General features: G+C 46.6%; 14 protein-coding genes. 6 read left to right on the forward strand and 8 right to left on the reverse strand.

The window, feature by feature from the left end; genetic code table 11:
* From AC5ZC7_RS09900 to AC5ZC7_RS09935, 8 genes are read right to left on the reverse strand one after another with little or no spacing between them, the layout of a single operon-like run.
* A complete protein-coding gene (locus AC5ZC7_RS09900) occupies positions 1-2,229 on the reverse strand; it encodes a histidine kinase dimerization/phosphoacceptor domain -containing protein (protein WP_496159470.1) in 2,229 nt (742 codons plus the stop codon).
* 1 nt (position 2,230) lies between these two features.
* On the reverse strand, positions 2,231-2,929 hold the full coding sequence (locus tag AC5ZC7_RS09905; protein WP_496159469.1) for a DUF1275 family protein: 699 nt from the start codon (positions 2,927-2,929) through the stop codon (positions 2,231-2,233).
* A 27-nt stretch (positions 2,930-2,956) separates the two neighbouring features.
* Positions 2,957-3,430 carry a ferritin-like domain-containing protein gene (locus tag AC5ZC7_RS09910; protein ID WP_496159468.1) on the reverse strand — a complete coding sequence of 158 codons (474 nt, stop codon included), beginning with the start codon at positions 3,428-3,430 and terminating at the stop codon, positions 2,957-2,959.
* Between the two features lie 11 nt (positions 3,431-3,441).
* Entirely contained in the window at positions 3,442-3,876 is a 435-nt protein-coding gene (locus AC5ZC7_RS09915) for a DoxX family membrane protein (RefSeq protein WP_496159467.1), read from the reverse strand.
* Between the two features lie 10 nt (positions 3,877-3,886).
* The gene (locus AC5ZC7_RS09920; RefSeq protein ID WP_496159466.1) at positions 3,887-5,767 is read right to left on the reverse strand and encodes an amidohydrolase family protein; all 1,881 of its coding nucleotides are present in this window, start codon (positions 5,765-5,767) and stop codon (positions 3,887-3,889) included.
* Positions 5,768-5,777: 10 nt separating this feature from the next.
* Complete coding sequence (locus AC5ZC7_RS09925) at positions 5,778-6,521, reverse strand: M17 family peptidase N-terminal domain-containing protein (RefSeq protein WP_496159465.1); 744 nt, start codon at positions 6,519-6,521, stop codon at positions 5,778-5,780.
* An 18-nt stretch (positions 6,522-6,539) separates the two neighbouring features.
* Positions 6,540-7,928: an alginate export family protein gene (locus AC5ZC7_RS09930; RefSeq protein WP_496159464.1), complete on the reverse strand. Its 1,389-nt coding sequence runs from the start codon at positions 7,926-7,928 to the stop codon at positions 6,540-6,542.
* Between the two features lie 25 nt (positions 7,929-7,953).
* Positions 7,954-8,586: an isochorismatase family protein gene (locus tag AC5ZC7_RS09935; protein ID WP_496159463.1), complete on the reverse strand. Its 633-nt coding sequence runs from the start codon at positions 8,584-8,586 to the stop codon at positions 7,954-7,956.
* Between the two features lie 234 nt (positions 8,587-8,820).
* On the opposite strand from AC5ZC7_RS09935, the gene AC5ZC7_RS09940 reads away from it, so the two are divergent.
* From AC5ZC7_RS09940 to AC5ZC7_RS09965, 6 genes are all read left to right on the forward strand, one after another.
* Positions 8,821-9,774, forward strand: coding sequence for an alpha/beta hydrolase (locus AC5ZC7_RS09940; protein WP_496159462.1), 954 nt, complete (start codon positions 8,821-8,823; stop codon positions 9,772-9,774).
* Positions 9,775-9,905: 131 nt separating this feature from the next.
* A complete protein-coding gene (locus tag AC5ZC7_RS09945; protein ID WP_496159461.1) occupies positions 9,906-10,823 on the forward strand; it encodes a helix-turn-helix domain-containing protein in 918 nt (305 codons plus the stop codon).
* 201 nt (positions 10,824-11,024) lie between these two features.
* Positions 11,025-11,957 carry a DJ-1/PfpI family protein gene (locus tag AC5ZC7_RS09950; RefSeq protein WP_496159460.1) on the forward strand — a complete coding sequence of 311 codons (933 nt, stop codon included), beginning with the start codon at positions 11,025-11,027 and terminating at the stop codon, positions 11,955-11,957.
* A 40-nt stretch (positions 11,958-11,997) separates the two neighbouring features.
* On the forward strand, positions 11,998-13,131 hold the full coding sequence (locus tag AC5ZC7_RS09955; protein WP_511911481.1) for a DJ-1/PfpI family protein: 1,134 nt from the start codon (positions 11,998-12,000) through the stop codon (positions 13,129-13,131).
* A gap of 87 nt (positions 13,132-13,218) precedes the next feature.
* Positions 13,219-13,818 (forward strand): hypothetical protein, encoded by a 600-nt coding sequence (locus AC5ZC7_RS09960; RefSeq protein WP_496159458.1) that lies wholly within the window; start codon positions 13,219-13,221, stop codon positions 13,816-13,818.
* Positions 13,819-13,970: 152 nt separating this feature from the next.
* The gene (locus AC5ZC7_RS09965) at positions 13,971-16,295 is read left to right on the forward strand and encodes a beta-L-arabinofuranosidase domain-containing protein (RefSeq protein ID WP_496159457.1); all 2,325 of its coding nucleotides are present in this window, start codon (positions 13,971-13,973) and stop codon (positions 16,293-16,295) included.
* Positions 16,296-16,344: the final 49 nt, after the last annotated feature.

The following is a 16,344-nucleotide window of genomic DNA, read 5'->3' on the forward strand; positions in this document are numbered from 1 at the left end:
TTAGTTTGCATTAATAAATGATCCAATTAGAAAACGGATCTGTATTAAAACGCCTTCCTCGTTGCTTTTTAAGCGGAAGGTACCATCCAGTTGCTCTGCGAGCCCTCTCATCAGGCTCATGCCCAGCGACGTTGATTCTTCTGGTTGGGTGTTACTGAATCCTACGCCATTGTCTGCAATAGTAAGCACACAGTACCCGTATTCATCTTTTTGGAATGAGATATTTACCGTTCCCTTCCTGTCTCCCGGGAAGGCATATTTAATAGAATTACTAACTGCTTCATTCAGGATAAGTCCCAAGGGAATAGCTTGTGCTACATCCAGCATAACAGCAGCAGTATCGATAGAAAAAACAAGGTTTTTCCTGGTATCAAAGCTGTCGCGCATATATCCAACCAGTTCTCTTATGTACCAGTTCATATCTATCGCACCAAGGTTATCTGTATTGTAAAGACGCTGGTGTATTAATGACATGGCATACATCCTGTTCTGGCTGTTCCGGATAGCAGCAATGGCGTCTTCGTTTTCGAGGTACAGGGACTGGGAGTTGAGGAGGCTGATGATGATCTGCAGATTATTTTTCACCCGGTGGTGTATTTCTTTCAACAGCCATTCTTTATCTTCCACCAGTTTTTGGAGCGTGTTGTTTTGCGCGTTAATTTCCTGTTGTTGTTGTTCCAGCTTCTCAGCAGTTCTGGTTTTCAGCCGATACCGGTTGTATACCAGTACGAGGATGACCGACAGCATGCAGATACCACCGATGATCACGTTTCGGAATACCCTGCCTTTCTGCAGGGAAATTTCCTGCACTTTGCTCCGCTGGGTCAGTAGTTCTATGTCCTGATCTTTTTTCTCTGTTTCAAATTGCAGGCGTAACAGGCCCAGTTGTTTCGCCTGGTTCATGCTGGTGAGGGAGTCGGAAAGGTATTTAAAGTTTTGATAGTGTTTTATGGCTGATGCAGGTTTCCCGAGTGCGGAGTCGGTACGGAAAGCCATGCGCTCGGCGTCGGCTTTACGTATAAGAGACAAGGGAAACATTTCCTGTGCCCGCTGGTAGCCCTCCAGGTAAGGTACCGTTTCAGCGAACCGACCAATATGCTGAAGGTAAAAAATCACTGCCAGTCGTGATAATTGACTACTCTGTTTCTGACCGTTACCTGTTTCAAGGAACACCAGCAACCGCTGATAATGTATTTTGGCTTTGTCCAGTTCATTGAGCGCCGCAAAATTTTTCAGGTAAGTCATTTCTACCAGCAACCTTTCACCCTCCCTGGGAGACGGGCCCAGTTTTTCTGCACGGCTCAATGTATCCAGGCTTTGGTGATATTCCTTTTTCGTCCTTAGCGCATCTGCTATGTTGATAAGCATGGTTCGCTCAGTGGTGGTATCATTGTTTTTTTGGGCATGATCCAGACCTTTGTTGAAATATTCTATGGCCTGATCCGTATACGAAATGCTGTAGTACATAAGGCCAACGCGATTATAGATGGTAGAGAGCAGCGGGCTATCTTCTTTCAATGCTTCGCTTACTTCTACCGCTTTCAGGTTGTATCGGAGCGATTCCACGAAATTTCCGGCACCGTGATAAGCCTCGCCGATCAGGGAGTAAATTCCCTGAAGCCTTTTGAAGTTTGTTTTTTTGTATAGCTCAAGTGCTTCATGTAACGTTACCAGGGCATCTTTATAGTCTTCTCCATATTGTTGGAGGTCGCCTACAAACTCCATTAGTTTAGCTGCACTTAGGGTATCATGCATCTGGAGACATAGCCTGACGCCTTCCTGGTACAATGCCACCTTTGGCGCATAATCCGGACCATCATTGGAATAGCTTCCTCCAAGTTCTATCACCGCCTGCGCCTTTTCAGTTAAGGTACCATAAGTGTTCAGTATGGTCAGCGCCTGCCGGCTTACAGGCCTTCCTTTAATGGCCTGACCGGATTCGCGGAGCGTTTTGGCACGAAGCAGGAGGCTTAAACCCAGCCCGCGCTGATAATTCAATTGTTTACTGCGCGCCTCCATTTGGTCGGCTATCCGGAAAGCCATCTTAATGTCTTCCTCTTTTGATTCCGGCCTGTCCAGGTATCCCTCGCCCTCCCGCAGCCAAGAGGAAATCTGGGCGGTATCTGTCTTCTTATAAATTCCCGGCACCTGTCCCATTAGGGAAACAGATGCCAGGAGAAAAAATAAAATTGCCGTCATACAACGGCCGCTGATGGTATATTCCAGCATATTATTGCCCTTCTGATTTTTGTGCTGCGGCCTCGCCCTGCAAGTAGCAAACAATGATGGCTACTCCTGGAATCATCATGGCGCTCAGCCCGATCCAACGGGAAAGGGCCGCTCCAATAATGCACCCGAGCAGAAATCCACCGATGGTAATGAGCTGTTTCCGGAGACCCGATATCGATACGTCGTTACCCCGGATACCCTTTCTGATTACATTGCCCAGGTCCAGTGCCGCCTGCGTGACATTACCAGTCATCATGGTTGTTGGTCCATGCGTTTCTTTGCCATAAAGTTTCCCGAAGGCATTTTGCAGGCCCATGCCCAATACTGCTAACATCACGATCAGGTACATGATGATCCTCTCTTCCAAACCCATTAACATGGGCAGTAAGATGGCGCCAAGACCGCAAAGCAGCAAAACTATACCTTCTACCAACAATATCATGTATTTGCCCTGGTATTTTTCCGCCAGCCAGCCACCGATGATGACAGCGATGACAAAAACAGGGAATGTCAGGAGTTTGGTCCAGGCCATAGCACTGGTGCTTCCGGCAGACACCTGTGCGGCGAATACGATGAAGTTACCGGTAACATGCGCGGAAAAAATAGAATCGCCTGAAACGAAGGTAGCTGTATCGCAAAATCCTGCCACCCAGGCTAACAGGAAAGTGACCCAGTTAATACTATGTGTTTGTTCTATCATGATGTTGACCAGTTTATATAAAATGACTTATTCCAGGTGTGCTCTGAGCATCCACGCCATTTTTTCATGTGTTTCCATCAGTCCTGTAATATAATCGCTACTACCAGCATCGTGAAATGCGGTGGCATAACCATTGATATTCTCGCGGAGATGGATAAGGATACTTTCATGGTCCTGCAGCAATTCCCTGACAAAGCCCATGGCATCGTTTTTCTCCCTGGATTGCTCTGTGAGATGGGTAAGTGCCAGGAATTCTTTCAGGGTGGCCGGAGGGTAATGTCCCAATGTCCGGATGCGCTCCGCCACATTGTCGATGATCTCTTCCAGTTGCTGGTACTGGCTTTCAAAGAACAGGTGTTTGCTATGGAAGTCCGGCCCTGTTACGCACCAATGTGCTTTCCGTGTTTTAGTGTACAGCAGAAATTCATCTGCCAGGATCTTCCCCAGTGAATGGGATACCGCCGCGAGATTTTCCTGTTTGATTCCGATATTAGCTTGCATGTATATGGATTTTAAAATAAATAATATAGAAATTGAGCATCAATAGAATAACGGCCCGGACCCAGTACCAGCAGCAGCAACAACGAGAGCGTGTACATATACGGTACATCGCGTACCTCCAGGCTATCTTTTCTGTGTACCACAAAATATCCGATGGCAGTTACCCCGATAGTGGGCAATACGGCGAGTCTTGTTGCCACCCCAAACATCAGCAGAAAGGGCACAATGGTATCCGATAGTGTGGCCATCATGCCGTTTAATTGGGCTGGCAAATGCAACGGATTGGGAACTACCTCACGTTGCCCGTTTACACCACCCCGAAATTTTTTCATCCCATGCACCCTGAATAGTTCAAAACCCAGCAATACACGGAATGCCAATAGGGCGTAGTTGTTTAGTTCGCTCCCTGCATCTGAGAAAAGTATGATGCGAATTATCTCGTTCATAAATTCAATTTTAGAATGCAAAACAGGAGCAGCCGAAAACGCCCCAGAATGCAGTGTAATTATTTACGGGTACCTCATTCAGTCTTGCTTTGTTATGATCATGACCATGCACATCGCAACTACCTGCGCAGCTATGAATATGGCTTGCGGTAGCCGGATGCCCTGTTGGTTTTACCTGGCTGTTTTTAGATGCCGAGTAATAGCCTCCAAACTGATTCACCGGTGACCAGTCAGGTAGCACGGTAATAGGCGCGGGCGCAAGATCGGAGAATTCATTGCTGCCATATACGATTTTGCCATTCACCATGGTGAGCACCGCTTCAATATGTTTGATCGCTTCTTCGGGCACCGTGAAATAGTCCGAGTCGAGCACGGTAAGATCCGCCAGCTGCCCGGATTTGATGCTTCCCTTCAAATCCTGTTCTCCTGAAAACCATGCGCTTCCTTTGGTATACAGTTCTAAGGCGGTTTCTCTGCTCAATTTATTTTCGGCTGTATATAGCTGTTGCCCGCCTACCGTTTTACCGGCGGAAAGCCAATAGAGGGCAATCCATGGATTATAGCTGCTTACACGTGTGGCATCCGTGCCGGCTCCAACGGGAACGCCGGCTTGTAACATCCGTTTCACAGGTGGTGTATGTGCTGCAGCCTCCTGCCCATAACGATCAGTAAAATATTCGCCCTGGAATGCCATCCTGCTTTGAATAGCGATACCTCCTCCGAGTGCTTTTACGCGGTCAATATTATGTTCATCGATTGTTTCGGCGTGATCAAACAACCAGGGAAGTCCGTTGAATGGGATATCCTGGTTTACTTTTTCAAATACGTTCAGGAATCGGGTAATGCTTTCATTGTAGGTAGCATGTAAGCGGAATGGCCAGCGGTTTTCCACCAGGTGGCGTACCACTTTTTCCAGGTCTTCTTCCATTTGGTCGGGCAGATCGGGTCTTGGCTGCAGAAAGTCCTCGAAGTCTGCTGCGGAGAATACGAGCATTTCACCGGCTCCGTTATGCCGGTACATATCATCACCCTGGTGTAGCTTTACGGTACCTGTCCAGTGCTTGAAATCATCCAGTTCCTGTTTAGGCCTTTGTGTAAACAGGTTGTAGGCGATGCGTACGGTGAGGAGTCCTTTTTGATGCAGATCATTTATGACCTGGTAGTCGTCCGGAAAATTCTGGAATCCGCCACCGGCGTCGATCACACTGGTGATACCAAAGCGATTTAATTCCCTCATAAAATGACGGGTAGAGTTCACCTGGTAGTCGTAAGAGAGCTTAGGCCCTTTTGCCAGGGTGGCATAGAGGATCATGGCATTAGGGCTGGCAAGGAGTAACCCGGTAGGCTCGCCATGGCTGTTTTTTTCAATTATTCCACCGGGAGGGGCCGGTGTGTCTTTAGTGAAGCCCACTGCGCGTAAAGCCGCACGATTCAGTAACGCGCGGTCATATAAGTGCATGATGAATACCGGTGTGTCTGGTGCTATTTCGTTGAGTTCTGCGAGTGTTGGCATGCGCTTTTCTGCAAACTGTTGTTCTGTCCACCCGCCTACCACCCTTACCCATTGGGGTGTTGGGGTGATATCCACTTGTTTCTTCAGCATGCGTAACGCATCAGCAAGGGAGGGGACGCCATCCCATCTTAGTTCCAGGTTATAGTTGAGGCCACCACGAATGAGGTGTATATGTGAGTCGTTTAAACCCGGTATTACCCGCTTTTGCTTCAGATCTATTTTCAATGAAGCATCATGACCGTATTCATTCATAACAGTGGCATCATCGCCTACCGCTACAAATTTGCCGTCGCTGATAGCTACTGCTGTAGCGGAGGGCTGTTGTGCATCTACCGTGTATACTTTCCCGTTATACAATATTATATCTGCTTTCTTCATTCCAGTTCATTTATTGTTTAGAGGATGCGATGGCTGCCCTGATGCCTTCGCCGGCTGTTTCAAAGAATGCGGGACCTGCCAGCAGGGTCACTTTTTTTAATTTGCTGACTGGTGCGAGGCCACGTTGTTGCAGGTATAGCTGGGTATGCCAGGCGTTGATAATACCTTTGGTTACATTGCCCGCTACCTCTGCGGTAGGGGAGTCTATACCGGCATCTTTGATATCGCTCGCAAATGAAAAACCGGAAACGCCCATGCGAACAGCTTCGCGCAGTGCGATGGCGCCAATAGTTGTCATCAGTGCTGCATCAAATTTGTTACGGTCGCCCATGCCTATCAGTAGTAGTCTTGGTGCTTTCATGGTTCCTTTGGGTGGCGTGATGAGCAGGGTTTCCAGGTAATGGCCGGCGAATTTCCCGCTTTTTCTCAGCTCCGTGATTTGTCCATGGAGGGCTTCATCCAGGTGTATCATGCCATTGAGATTATGGGGTAATGCAGGTGGATTGAAAATATCACCTGCTGTATATTCAAATACGCAAGCTATCTGCAGCGGAGCTTCCGCGGCAGAAGGGCCCTGTACCAGTCCTTCAATGGCGATGCCATCCGCCTTTCCCCATACTTTGGAAGTGCCAACGGCGGTGGACTTTTCGGGCGTTGCTACTACCTGTGAAAAAGCGGTTGTGTAGAAGAAGAAGAGCACGGCACTGAGAATGCCAGTGAAGGTGCTGCGGTAGGTTGAAATTTTGTTATGCATAGTTTATCTTTTTGATAGTTAAAATTTGAAGCTTAACCGGGTGTTGATAAAAAGACCGTCCTTGGGAGTTGGCATCACATCCTTAATGAAAGCGCCGGCCTTGAAATATTGTACACCGCAGTTCAGTGCGAGATTTTTGTTCATGCTATATACCACGCTGACGAGGTAGGCGGTGCCAATGTATTTTTTGAGAGAAGTAGCCCCTGCCAGATTGAATCCGCCACTGGGTCTGTACACGCCGTCCTGCGTGGAATATCTCCAGTTCATCACTACGTCTGCCTGTGCCAGGAGTTTGCTGCCAATATTCACCGTTGCATAAGGATGGATATCTATCAGGTTAACCGGCCCTATTTGCGGGCTAAATCCAAAGTAGCCTCCTTTGGGGTAGAGTGGATTGAAGGATTGTAACTGGCCATCTCCCTTATGTCTATCTCCGGATATATAGTCGTTGCGAAGACTCAGTAATGGTTTACCCGCGAGATGCTCAAACATATAGCCGGCTTCTGCGGATGCCGTCCAGGCATTGATGTTGCCATTGCTGAAAGTGCCGAACTGCCAGGCCCCTTCCAGGTTGTATATGAAGCCACCGCCGTAGCGCCATATCCTTGTGCCGATGGTATGTCGTAGCTCTTTGCCGATGCCTTCTTCAAAGAGCGACAGATCACGTTTGATGCCCAGGTAATACAAGTCGATATTGGGAAATGCCGGCAGGATGATTTTGCTGTATGCTCCCCAGAGATTGATTGCTTTACTGGATTTATTGTCGAATGCACCGGTGTTGATGGTGTCGGCCATCATCACAAAAGCATCAACTGTCCAGTTAGTACGGGTATACATTATTTTGGCGCCATCGAAGTACAGCCGGATATTGGGTCCTTCCCGCACAGAGATGAGTCTACCGCTGCCATAGTCGAGTTCTTGCCGGCCTGCGCGGAGTGTAAGCGTTTGCGTTTGTGTATTTAAAATTTTTGCATCAACAAAGAGGTTTTGTATGTTAAGATGATCTTCGTCTATCGGTCTTGGGCCATTTTTTCTACCGGTTTCCCAGGCGCTTCTTAATTGACCGAAGATGCGGAAGCGGTTGTTCAGATGCAGATCGGCGTGGAGGTCGTACCGCTGCAAAAGGAAGTCATTATGACCAATGCCTAACCTGCCCCAGTCCTCATTGTTGAAGTTTACATATTCTACTCTTGCGGACCCTCCGAAAGAAACATATGCACCGTCTTTTTTTGAGATAGGGGTGTATTTGATTTTCCGGTAAAAGGTGTTCGTTGAATCTTCCAGGTATGAATAGTCTTCATCGAAGCGCATGAGTTTAAAGCCCTGCCCGTTGGCTTGAGAACAGCAAAGGGCGATAAGCATAAAAAATGAAAACGGAAGAGAACTGAGGAGGCGTTTAGTTGGCACTGATTAGGTTTTGTTGATGAGGAGCTTAGTGATGTAACATGTGATGTGCGTAGTGGATACCGGTACCATAGGCGCCTCCATATTTTTTCACCAGGTCAGTAACTGCCACGTAGGTTTCCTGACGTGCCCAGTCGCGTTGCAGTTCAAGCAGGTATTGAATGCTGGTCATCGGAATTACTCCTGCATGTACCATTCTTTGTACGGCGCGTTCATGTGCTTCCGTGCTTACATCACCGCAGGCATCGGTAATCACGTACACCGTATAGCCTTCTGCGATAGCGGATAGTGCAGGACCAACAATGCATACGCCTGTCCATAATCCAGCCATCACCAGCTTCTGCTTTCCTTTGCCTGTAATGGCTTTGTAGGCAGCTTCATCTTCCCAGGTATTCATGGAAGTACGGTCAATGTATCCGGAAGTTGCCTGCGGATAAAGTTCTTCGATCTCCGGGAACACAGGGCCGGAAAAAGAGGCTTCTGCTACAGTGGTCACAACAGTTGGAACGTTAAAGATTTTCGAAGCCCCCGCTACAATGGCAGTGTTGGTTCTTAATTCGGTTGTTGAGATGCTTTTGGTGGCGAAGGCCATCTGACCTTCAAAGTCGATCAGTACAAGTGCGTGATTGTCGGGTGACAATAAATTAGGAGACGGTTTCATTCTAAAAGTTTCGTACAGGTAGTCAATTCAAATGCCTTATTTTAATTAATTGAAAATCAATTAATTGTGATGTTTTGGCCAAGTTGTTTCTTTACGATATTTCGTAGATTTATGCTATTGCATTAATAGCTTTATATTCTCTCCTTCATTTTGGCTAACTAAATCAGTAGTCAGGCTACGTTTAGTCAATGGCACTACCGGAATTTTGTGTAACACAATTAAACCAAAGTATTTATGAACACAACAATTCAGACCAGGGTGGCATACGAGGTAGAAACAAGAAAAGTAACTTTCTTATCCAATGGGATAAAAGTGGCCGGTGTTTTATATCTTCCTAAAGGGGTTTATTCAGCAGGCAATCGGGGTCCTGCTATAGCAGTGGGCCATATGGGATCGGCAGTCAAGGAGCAAATGCCTGCTACCTACGCGAGGCTATTGGCAGAGAAAGGATTTATCCTGTTAACCTTTGATGCTGCCTACCAGGGAGAAAGTGAAGGGCTGCCACGGGGATTGGAAGATCCGGCGCAGCGTGTGGAAGATGTTAAAAGTGCTGTTTCGTTTTTAAATACGCTGGAGGAGGTAGCCCCTGATAAAACAGGTGTGCTGGGACTTTGTGCATCGGGCGGTTACGGCATTACGGCTGCAGCCACTGATCACAGGATAAAAGCTATTGCCACTGTAAGTGGCGCTTGCACGGGACACCAGTTCAGGAATGGTGCTGATGGTACACAGGATCCGTCCGTGCTCCAGGGGATGTTAGATATGGCCGCTGAAGCCCGTACCGCCGAGGCCCAGGGTTCGGAAACGCAGTATTTTCCATTATTTCCCGCAAACGAGCAAGAGGCCCGGGCGGGTGGGCAACATGTATATGAAGGCTGGAAATATTATTGTACGCCACTGGGCGAGCATCCACGGGGGGCGAAACAATTTGCATGGGAAAGCGTAGACCGTATTGCCGGCTTTGACGCTTTCCGCTTTGTGGATATGATTGCACCACGTCCCTTGTTGATGATCTATGGTGCTGAAGCGGTAACACAATGGATGACAAAAGAAGCTATCGAAAAGGCAAAGGCGCCTAAGGAAGCTTTTGTTATTAACGGCGCTACCCATGTTGATCTCTATTTTGATATGAAGTATGTTATTCCGGTAGCTGAAAAACTGGAAAGTTTTTATAACGCGCAATTGTAGCTAAGCGGCTATAAGATCAGCGCATACCCGGGCTGATCTTATGGTTTGTTAAAAGCAAAGGCCAGCGATGACAGACCGTATTTTGTCCGCCGGATTTTACACCACTATGGTTAAAATCGTATATTTAAATTATGAGTAAAAAAGAAGAGGTTCCTTTTAGGATTAGCTCCATATCAGTACTACACCGGATGCTTAATTTGCCTAAGCCGTTACATCCGTTGGTAAGCCTGATAAGTAACAGGGATGTGAAGAATGTAAAGCATGAATTCCCCGCGGTGGTGCTGCTTGATTTTTACAAAATTGCATATAAAGAAAATCTAAGCGGAAAAGTAAGGTATGGGCAGGGCTACTATGATTTTGAAGAAGGAGGAATGGTGTTTATATCCCCTAACCAATTGGTAACCGCACCGGATGAAGATGAAGGCCCGGAAGGAATGAGTATTTTTGTGCATCCTGATTTCTTTCAAACATACGCGCTGGCAGCAAAAATTAAAAAGTATCATTACTTTTCCTATGCTGCTAATGAAGCATTGCATCTTTCCGAAAAGGAGAAGGCAACCATTCTGTCTGTGTTCAGAATTATCCGTGATGAGCTGGAGGCGCGGATAGATGATTTTAGTCAAGACGTTATTGTGTCCCAGATAGAGTTGCTGCTCAACTACAGCAATCGTTTTTACAAACGTCAGTTTATTACCAGGAAATCAGTTAACAATGATCTGCTGGCAAAGCTGGAAAGTATATTGGATGATTATTTCAATAACGAAAAGTCGTTGATGAAAGGACTGCCCACTGTACAATATCTTTCTGCCCAGTTGCATGTTTCCCCGCATTATCTGAGTGATATGCTGCGTACGCTCACTGGTCAAAGTACACAACAGCATATTCACAGCCGGTTGATTGAAAAAGCAAAAGAAGTCCTTTCTACCACCCACCTTTCAGTAGCAGAAGTTGCCTATGCTTTAGGATTTGAGCACCCACCATCATTTAATAAATTTTTCAAAAGCAAAACACAGATCTCTCCTTCAGCGTTTAGACAGTCGTTTAACTAAATAGGTTTTGCTACAACTTTTCAGGAGGTGTTAATAATCACATAACATTCGGGTATGGTACCAACAGGATTTTTCAGACGCTTTATAATAAGCGTCTTTTTTTATGGTAATCATGGTCCCAGGGGTGTTGGTTTAAATGATGGCCAGATATGACGCATTGTTGTCCTTTTCGGAATGTATAGGAAGGGCTACTTTTGTGGGATGACCAGAAAAATTGCTTTTATTTTGCCTCCGCTTGTGGAACTGTTAGATTTGGCGGGACCCGTACAGGTTTTCAGGGAAGCAGCTTTGATGGGCGTTGAACTTGACATAGCATTTTATGCTATCCATCACCAACCATCCAGTGCTGTGGGACTACCTTTGGGGAAAATCAGGAACTATCAGAAAGCTACGTTGAAGGCGGGTGATTTTCTCTTTATTCCCGGTTTTTATTTCGAAGGCCTGAAAAGACGGCCTGATATTGAAACCTCATTCTTTCGCTGGCTGGGCGATTGTGCCACCAGGGAGATTAATATTTGTTCGGTATGTAATGCCGCCTTCATACTGGGTAGTGCCGGGCTGTTGGATGGCCGGGAGTGCACTACGCACTGGAGGAGCACAGATCTCCTGCAAAGCATGTTTCCCGCGGCCTGCGTGCTTACGAATGTATTGTTCGTAAAGAGTGGAAATATCTATACCAGCGCGGGTATCAGTTCCGGAATCGACATGGCTTTATCCATCCTGGAAGAATGGAAGGGACCATTATTGGCTAACCAGGTTTCCAGGGGCCTGGTGATATACCATCGCAGAAGTGCCAAACATAGCCAACAGCATATCTACCTGGATTATAGGAATCACATCCACCCAAAGGTTCACCAGGTACAGGATTATATGATCAGCCATTTGGATCAATCGTTGACGGTAGAAATATTATCCGATCTTTTTAATAGCAGCCCAAGAAATCTTACCAGGATTTTTAAAGAAGCTACCGGCATAACGATCAATGAATATCTTACCCGTCTTAGACTGGAAAAAGCAGGCACCCTGCGTAATAATCCTGAATACACAATGGCCATGATCGCTTCGGAGTGTGGATTCAAATCTGCCCGGCAATTGCAACGAATACTAAAAAATAATAGCAAAAGTGAGAAATAACATAGTGACGTACAGTATCCTCCTGATTTCAGGTATAACAATGATTTGGTTTTTTCATGCGTGTGCTCCTGTCCGGGAGTTTATGAGATGGAAAACATATGATGGCCCTTTTACTTTTAGCAATTCATCCCCAGGCTTTGACCCCAGCAAAAAGACCGTGATACTTATTGCAGATAATGAAGGGACTGAGATCTTTGACTTGATGGCGCCGTATTACTTATTCAGTGCTACTGGAAAGGCCAATGTTTATGTAGTTGCCCGGAAGAAAGAACCCATTATTATGCGAAAAGGGGTTTTCCTGCTGCCGCATTTTTCCTTCGATGAATTCGATTCCGCAGGCATCAGTGCCCAGGTGATCGTTATTCCAAACTTGTCCGCGATGGATGCCCGACACCAGCATCCGGTGATTCTTAATTGGATTAAGAAACATTATCACGATACTACTATCATGCTTTCTGTTTGTGACGGCGCGTTGACAGCAGCAGCTACGGGGATTTATGACGGGAAGCCGATTACTGCCCATGCATCTGATTACGTAGCTATTCGAAATCAATTTAGTAAACCGTTATGGGTTAACAATATTCGCGTAACCCACAGCGAAAATCTGTATAGTACTGCAGGGGTTTCCAACGCCACTGATGGTGCACTTGCTATCATTGATACACTTTTCGGTCGCCAAACGATGTTGGGGGTAAGCAAGGGGATCAGCTATACAGCTTCTCCCGGACAAACGGCACATAAGAGTATTGCCATTGGTTTGGGTGATAAAATGGCCATCGGCAGGAAAATATTGTTTGGGAAAAACAGGGAGATCGGCGTATTATTACAAGAAGGTGCCAATGAGCTGGAGCTGGCTGCTGTATTAGATACCTATAACCGGACCTTTCCTACATCACTGGAGAGTGTAACATTGACAGGTAACAGTATTACCACGGGCTTTGGGCTCACTTTATTGCCTACTGCCAATCTGGATAAATTCCATCCGGATGAGCTTCATGTTTTGCATCCCGATAAGCTGCCATCAAAAATACCGTTCCTGGTGGATGCTTCAGTAGTGGTTGCCTATGATAGGCAGCAGCCGATGTATATTATTGACGCTTGCCTGAGCCGAATCCAGCAGCAATATGGCCCAAGATACAGGGGAGTGGTAAAGGTGTTGCTTGACTATAATTAAACCCGCTTCATTTTTTTATGTATATTTCGGGTAATCTGTATTCGGAGATTAGTAGCTATTGTTTTAAATCCTATATCCTTTCGCGTTATGTCAGTATCTGTTAAACAGCTGCATCGTACATCTGGTATTATCCTTGCCTGCTTTCTTTTGCTTCATATAAGCAATCACCTGTTTGCACTGGGCGGAGCGCAGTGGCATATCACCGTCATGAATATGTTAAGACATATATACCGGTTCTGGTTGGTGGAGCTTGTGTTGTTGTTTTGTGTAGGTTTCCAGGTGATCAGTGGGCTTGTTATGGTGATTAAAAAGCGATTTTTTCAGCGGCCGTTTTATGTATTGGTACAGGTATTAAGCGGATTGTATCTGTCCTTTTTTATGATTTTTCACGTGGTGGCTGTATTGCGCGGGCGATTTCAGTGGAAGATGAATACAGATTTTTACTTTGCTGCCGGGGTGGCAAATCATTATCCGGAGAAATTGTTTTTCATCCCTTATTATACGCTTTCCCTGGTAGCGGTTTTTGCACATATCGCTGCGGTACATTATATTAAAAGAATAGAACAACAGCCGGAGGTACATTTCCGGCGCCGGTATAAGCATGAAGCACTCGCTATTTCTGTAGCAGGTGGGGTGATTACTTTCCTGATCATGATTGCTTTAACCGGCGTGTTGTATAAAATTTAAATGTATGATGTCTCTGCCGTTTGTCGTACTTCAGTTGCAGGAAAATTTATAACTTTTACAAAATATGCCTGCCTCATATCATATTGAATAAATGACTTTACTTGCACAGATGGATTTTAAATGTTAATTTGACAATTATTCCACGTCTGCATATGAAAAAGTTATTTATTCTTCTGTTGGTATCTATTCCTTTGATGTCAGCTGCTCAATCTCAACGGTTGCAAACATTTTCCCCCGCTGAGGTGCAATTATTACCAGGATTATTCCAGGAGGCGCAGCACATCGATGAAAAATATATACTCTCCCTGGACCCAGATCGCCTGTTGGCGCCTTTTCAGAAGGATGCAGGCATTCCAACGAAGAAAGAAAGTTATGGAAACTGGGAGCATTGGGGCCTGGATGGACACATAGGAGGTCATTACCTTTCCGCACTTTCACTGATGTATGCGGCTACCGGGAAAGAGGTTTACAGGCAGCGGTTACATTATATGCTGCATCAACTGGAAAAGTGTCAGTTGAAGAACGGCAATGGATATCTTGGCGGCATTCCGGGTGGAAAGAGCCTCTGGAAGCAGGTAGCAGAAGGAAAGGGGGATGCCGTAACCAAAAGATGGGTGCCCTGGTACAACCTGCATAAAACTTTCAACGGGCTATTAGATGCCTGGACGCTTACCGGCAGTACACAGGCCCGTGATATGCTGCTACGGCTTTGCCGCTGGAGCAGGGAGGTGACAGGAAATCTCAGCGATGAACAAATGCAGTTAATGCTGCAAACAGAATTTGGAGGCATGAACGAAATTTTTGCCGCAGTAGCAGAACAAACCGGCGATACCTCCTGGCTCTACATGGCAAGGCGCTTTACTCATCTGCAGTTACTGGGCCCGCTCACCAGGCATGCCGACGCACTTACCGGGCTACACGCCAATACGCAGATTCCCAAAGTAGTTGGTTTTATGCGAACAGGCATGGTAGGCCATGATGCTATGCTGGAAGATGCTTCCGCTTTTTTCTGGAACACAGTGGTAACGCACCGCAGTATTGCCATAGGAGGTAACAGCGTACGCGAACATTTTCATGCTGCCGATAATTTCCGTGCCATGTTGGAAAGCCCGGAAGGACCGGAAACCTGCAACAGTTATAATATGCTGAAGCTGACCAGGTTACTTTTCCTGGATCATCCCGACGGCAAATTTATCGACTACTACGAGCGCACGCTCTATAATCATATTCTTTCCTCCCAACACCCCAACGGAGGTTTTGTGTATTTCACTCCTATACATCCTATGCATTACCGGGTATATTCTACTCCCGAGAATGCCATGTGGTGCTGCGTTGGAACCGGGCTGGAAAATCATGCAAAATATGCGGAACTGATTTATGCCCATTCAGCAGATTCACTCTATATAAACCTGTTTATTCCATCTGTAGTACAATGGAAAAATAAATCGCTGAAACTGGTGCAGGCTACCCGGTTCCCGGAGGAGGAGACGTCCATGCTTACGCTTTCTTTAAAGCAACCGGAATTATTCACGATGGCTGTACGAAGGCCGGAATGGGTGAAAGACAGTATGACGATAACCGTTAATGGACAACAGGTGACCCCGGCTGCCGGCACCTCCGGCTATTTGTTTGTTCGTCGCACCTGGAGAAATGGCGATGTTGTGAAAATCCATCTTCCAATGGAAGCACGTGCAGAAGGGTTACCAGACAGCAGTCATTGGGTTTCCTTTTTGTATGGCCCCGTTGTACTTGCAGCTGCCACTGATACGCTCCATATGACCGGGTTATATGCTGATACCAGCCGTTGGGGACAGATTGCCAGTGGAGACCTGCGCTCCATGTCCGCAGCCCCGGTATTGGAGCTGGATGGCCCCGGCCGCGTTAAGTTGCAGAGCACGGGTAGTCCATTGGAATTTACGGCAGGTGATCTTATCTCCCAACCAGCCTTCAGGCAGCTCAAACTGGTCCCGTTTTACAAGGTACATGACACCCGGTATATGCTTTACTGGCCTTATGCCGGCAAAGCCGAACAGCGTCCATTTCCTTTGCCACAGCATGACGACAAGCAGCATCTTGACAGCCTCACCGTGGACCGTGTGTACGCCGGTGAGCAGCAGCCGGAAGCCGACCATCAGTTTGAGGAGGAGGGAAGCAGTGCCGGTGCAGCCGGAGATCAACATTTCAGATTTACCCGTCAGTCGTTTGCCTATACACTACGCGCTGGTGTGGCGAGTAATTATCAATTGTATATTCGTTACCGTTATGCCCATGCAGACGACTGTGGTAGTGTGATTGTTGGAGGCAAAAAAATGCTGGAATTATGCGGTCAGGCTGATCCTGATAAGAAAGAGCAGGTTGCAGTAGTGGAGATCCCTGCTGTTATGGTATCTACCGGTGCTGCGAAAATAGTTTTCGAAGCTGCTTCGGGAAAAGTTACCCCATGTATCATGGAGGTTCGCCTGCTTAAAGCCAGGTAGCTGCCATTTTAAAGCAGCCTCAATTAATGAGCGGAAGTGGATGCCAGGC

The organism is Chitinophaga sp. 9-1-y (assembly GCF_059511905.2).

Coding starts and splice junctions, on each gene's coding strand:
- AC5ZC7_RS09900 (WP_496159470.1), bottom strand. CDS start 2,229: ATGCTGGAATATACCATCAGCGGCCGTTGTATGACGGCAATTTTATTT.
- AC5ZC7_RS09905 (WP_496159469.1), bottom strand. CDS start 2,929: ATGATAGAACAAACACATAGTATTAACTGGGTCACTTTCCTGTTAGCC.
- AC5ZC7_RS09910 (WP_496159468.1), bottom strand. CDS start 3,430: ATGCAAGCTAATATCGGAATCAAACAGGAAAATCTCGCGGCGGTATCC.
- AC5ZC7_RS09915 (WP_496159467.1), bottom strand. CDS start 3,876: ATGAACGAGATAATTCGCATCATACTTTTCTCAGATGCAGGGAGCGAA.
- AC5ZC7_RS09920 (WP_496159466.1), bottom strand. CDS start 5,767: ATGAAGAAAGCAGATATAATATTGTATAACGGGAAAGTATACACGGTA.
- AC5ZC7_RS09925 (WP_496159465.1), bottom strand. CDS start 6,521: ATGCATAACAAAATTTCAACCTACCGCAGCACCTTCACTGGCATTCTC.
- AC5ZC7_RS09935 (WP_496159463.1), bottom strand. CDS start 8,586: ATGAAACCGTCTCCTAATTTATTGTCACCCGACAATCACGCACTTGTA.
- AC5ZC7_RS09940 (WP_496159462.1), top strand. CDS start 8,821: ATGAACACAACAATTCAGACCAGGGTGGCATACGAGGTAGAAACAAGA.
- AC5ZC7_RS09945 (WP_496159461.1), top strand. CDS start 9,906: ATGAGTAAAAAAGAAGAGGTTCCTTTTAGGATTAGCTCCATATCAGTA.
- AC5ZC7_RS09950 (WP_496159460.1), top strand. CDS start 11,025: ATGACCAGAAAAATTGCTTTTATTTTGCCTCCGCTTGTGGAACTGTTA.
- AC5ZC7_RS09955 (WP_511911481.1), top strand. CDS start 11,998: ATGATTTGGTTTTTTCATGCGTGTGCTCCTGTCCGGGAGTTTATGAGA.
- AC5ZC7_RS09960 (WP_496159458.1), top strand. CDS start 13,219: ATGTCAGTATCTGTTAAACAGCTGCATCGTACATCTGGTATTATCCTT.
- AC5ZC7_RS09965 (WP_496159457.1), top strand. CDS start 13,971: ATGAAAAAGTTATTTATTCTTCTGTTGGTATCTATTCCTTTGATGTCA.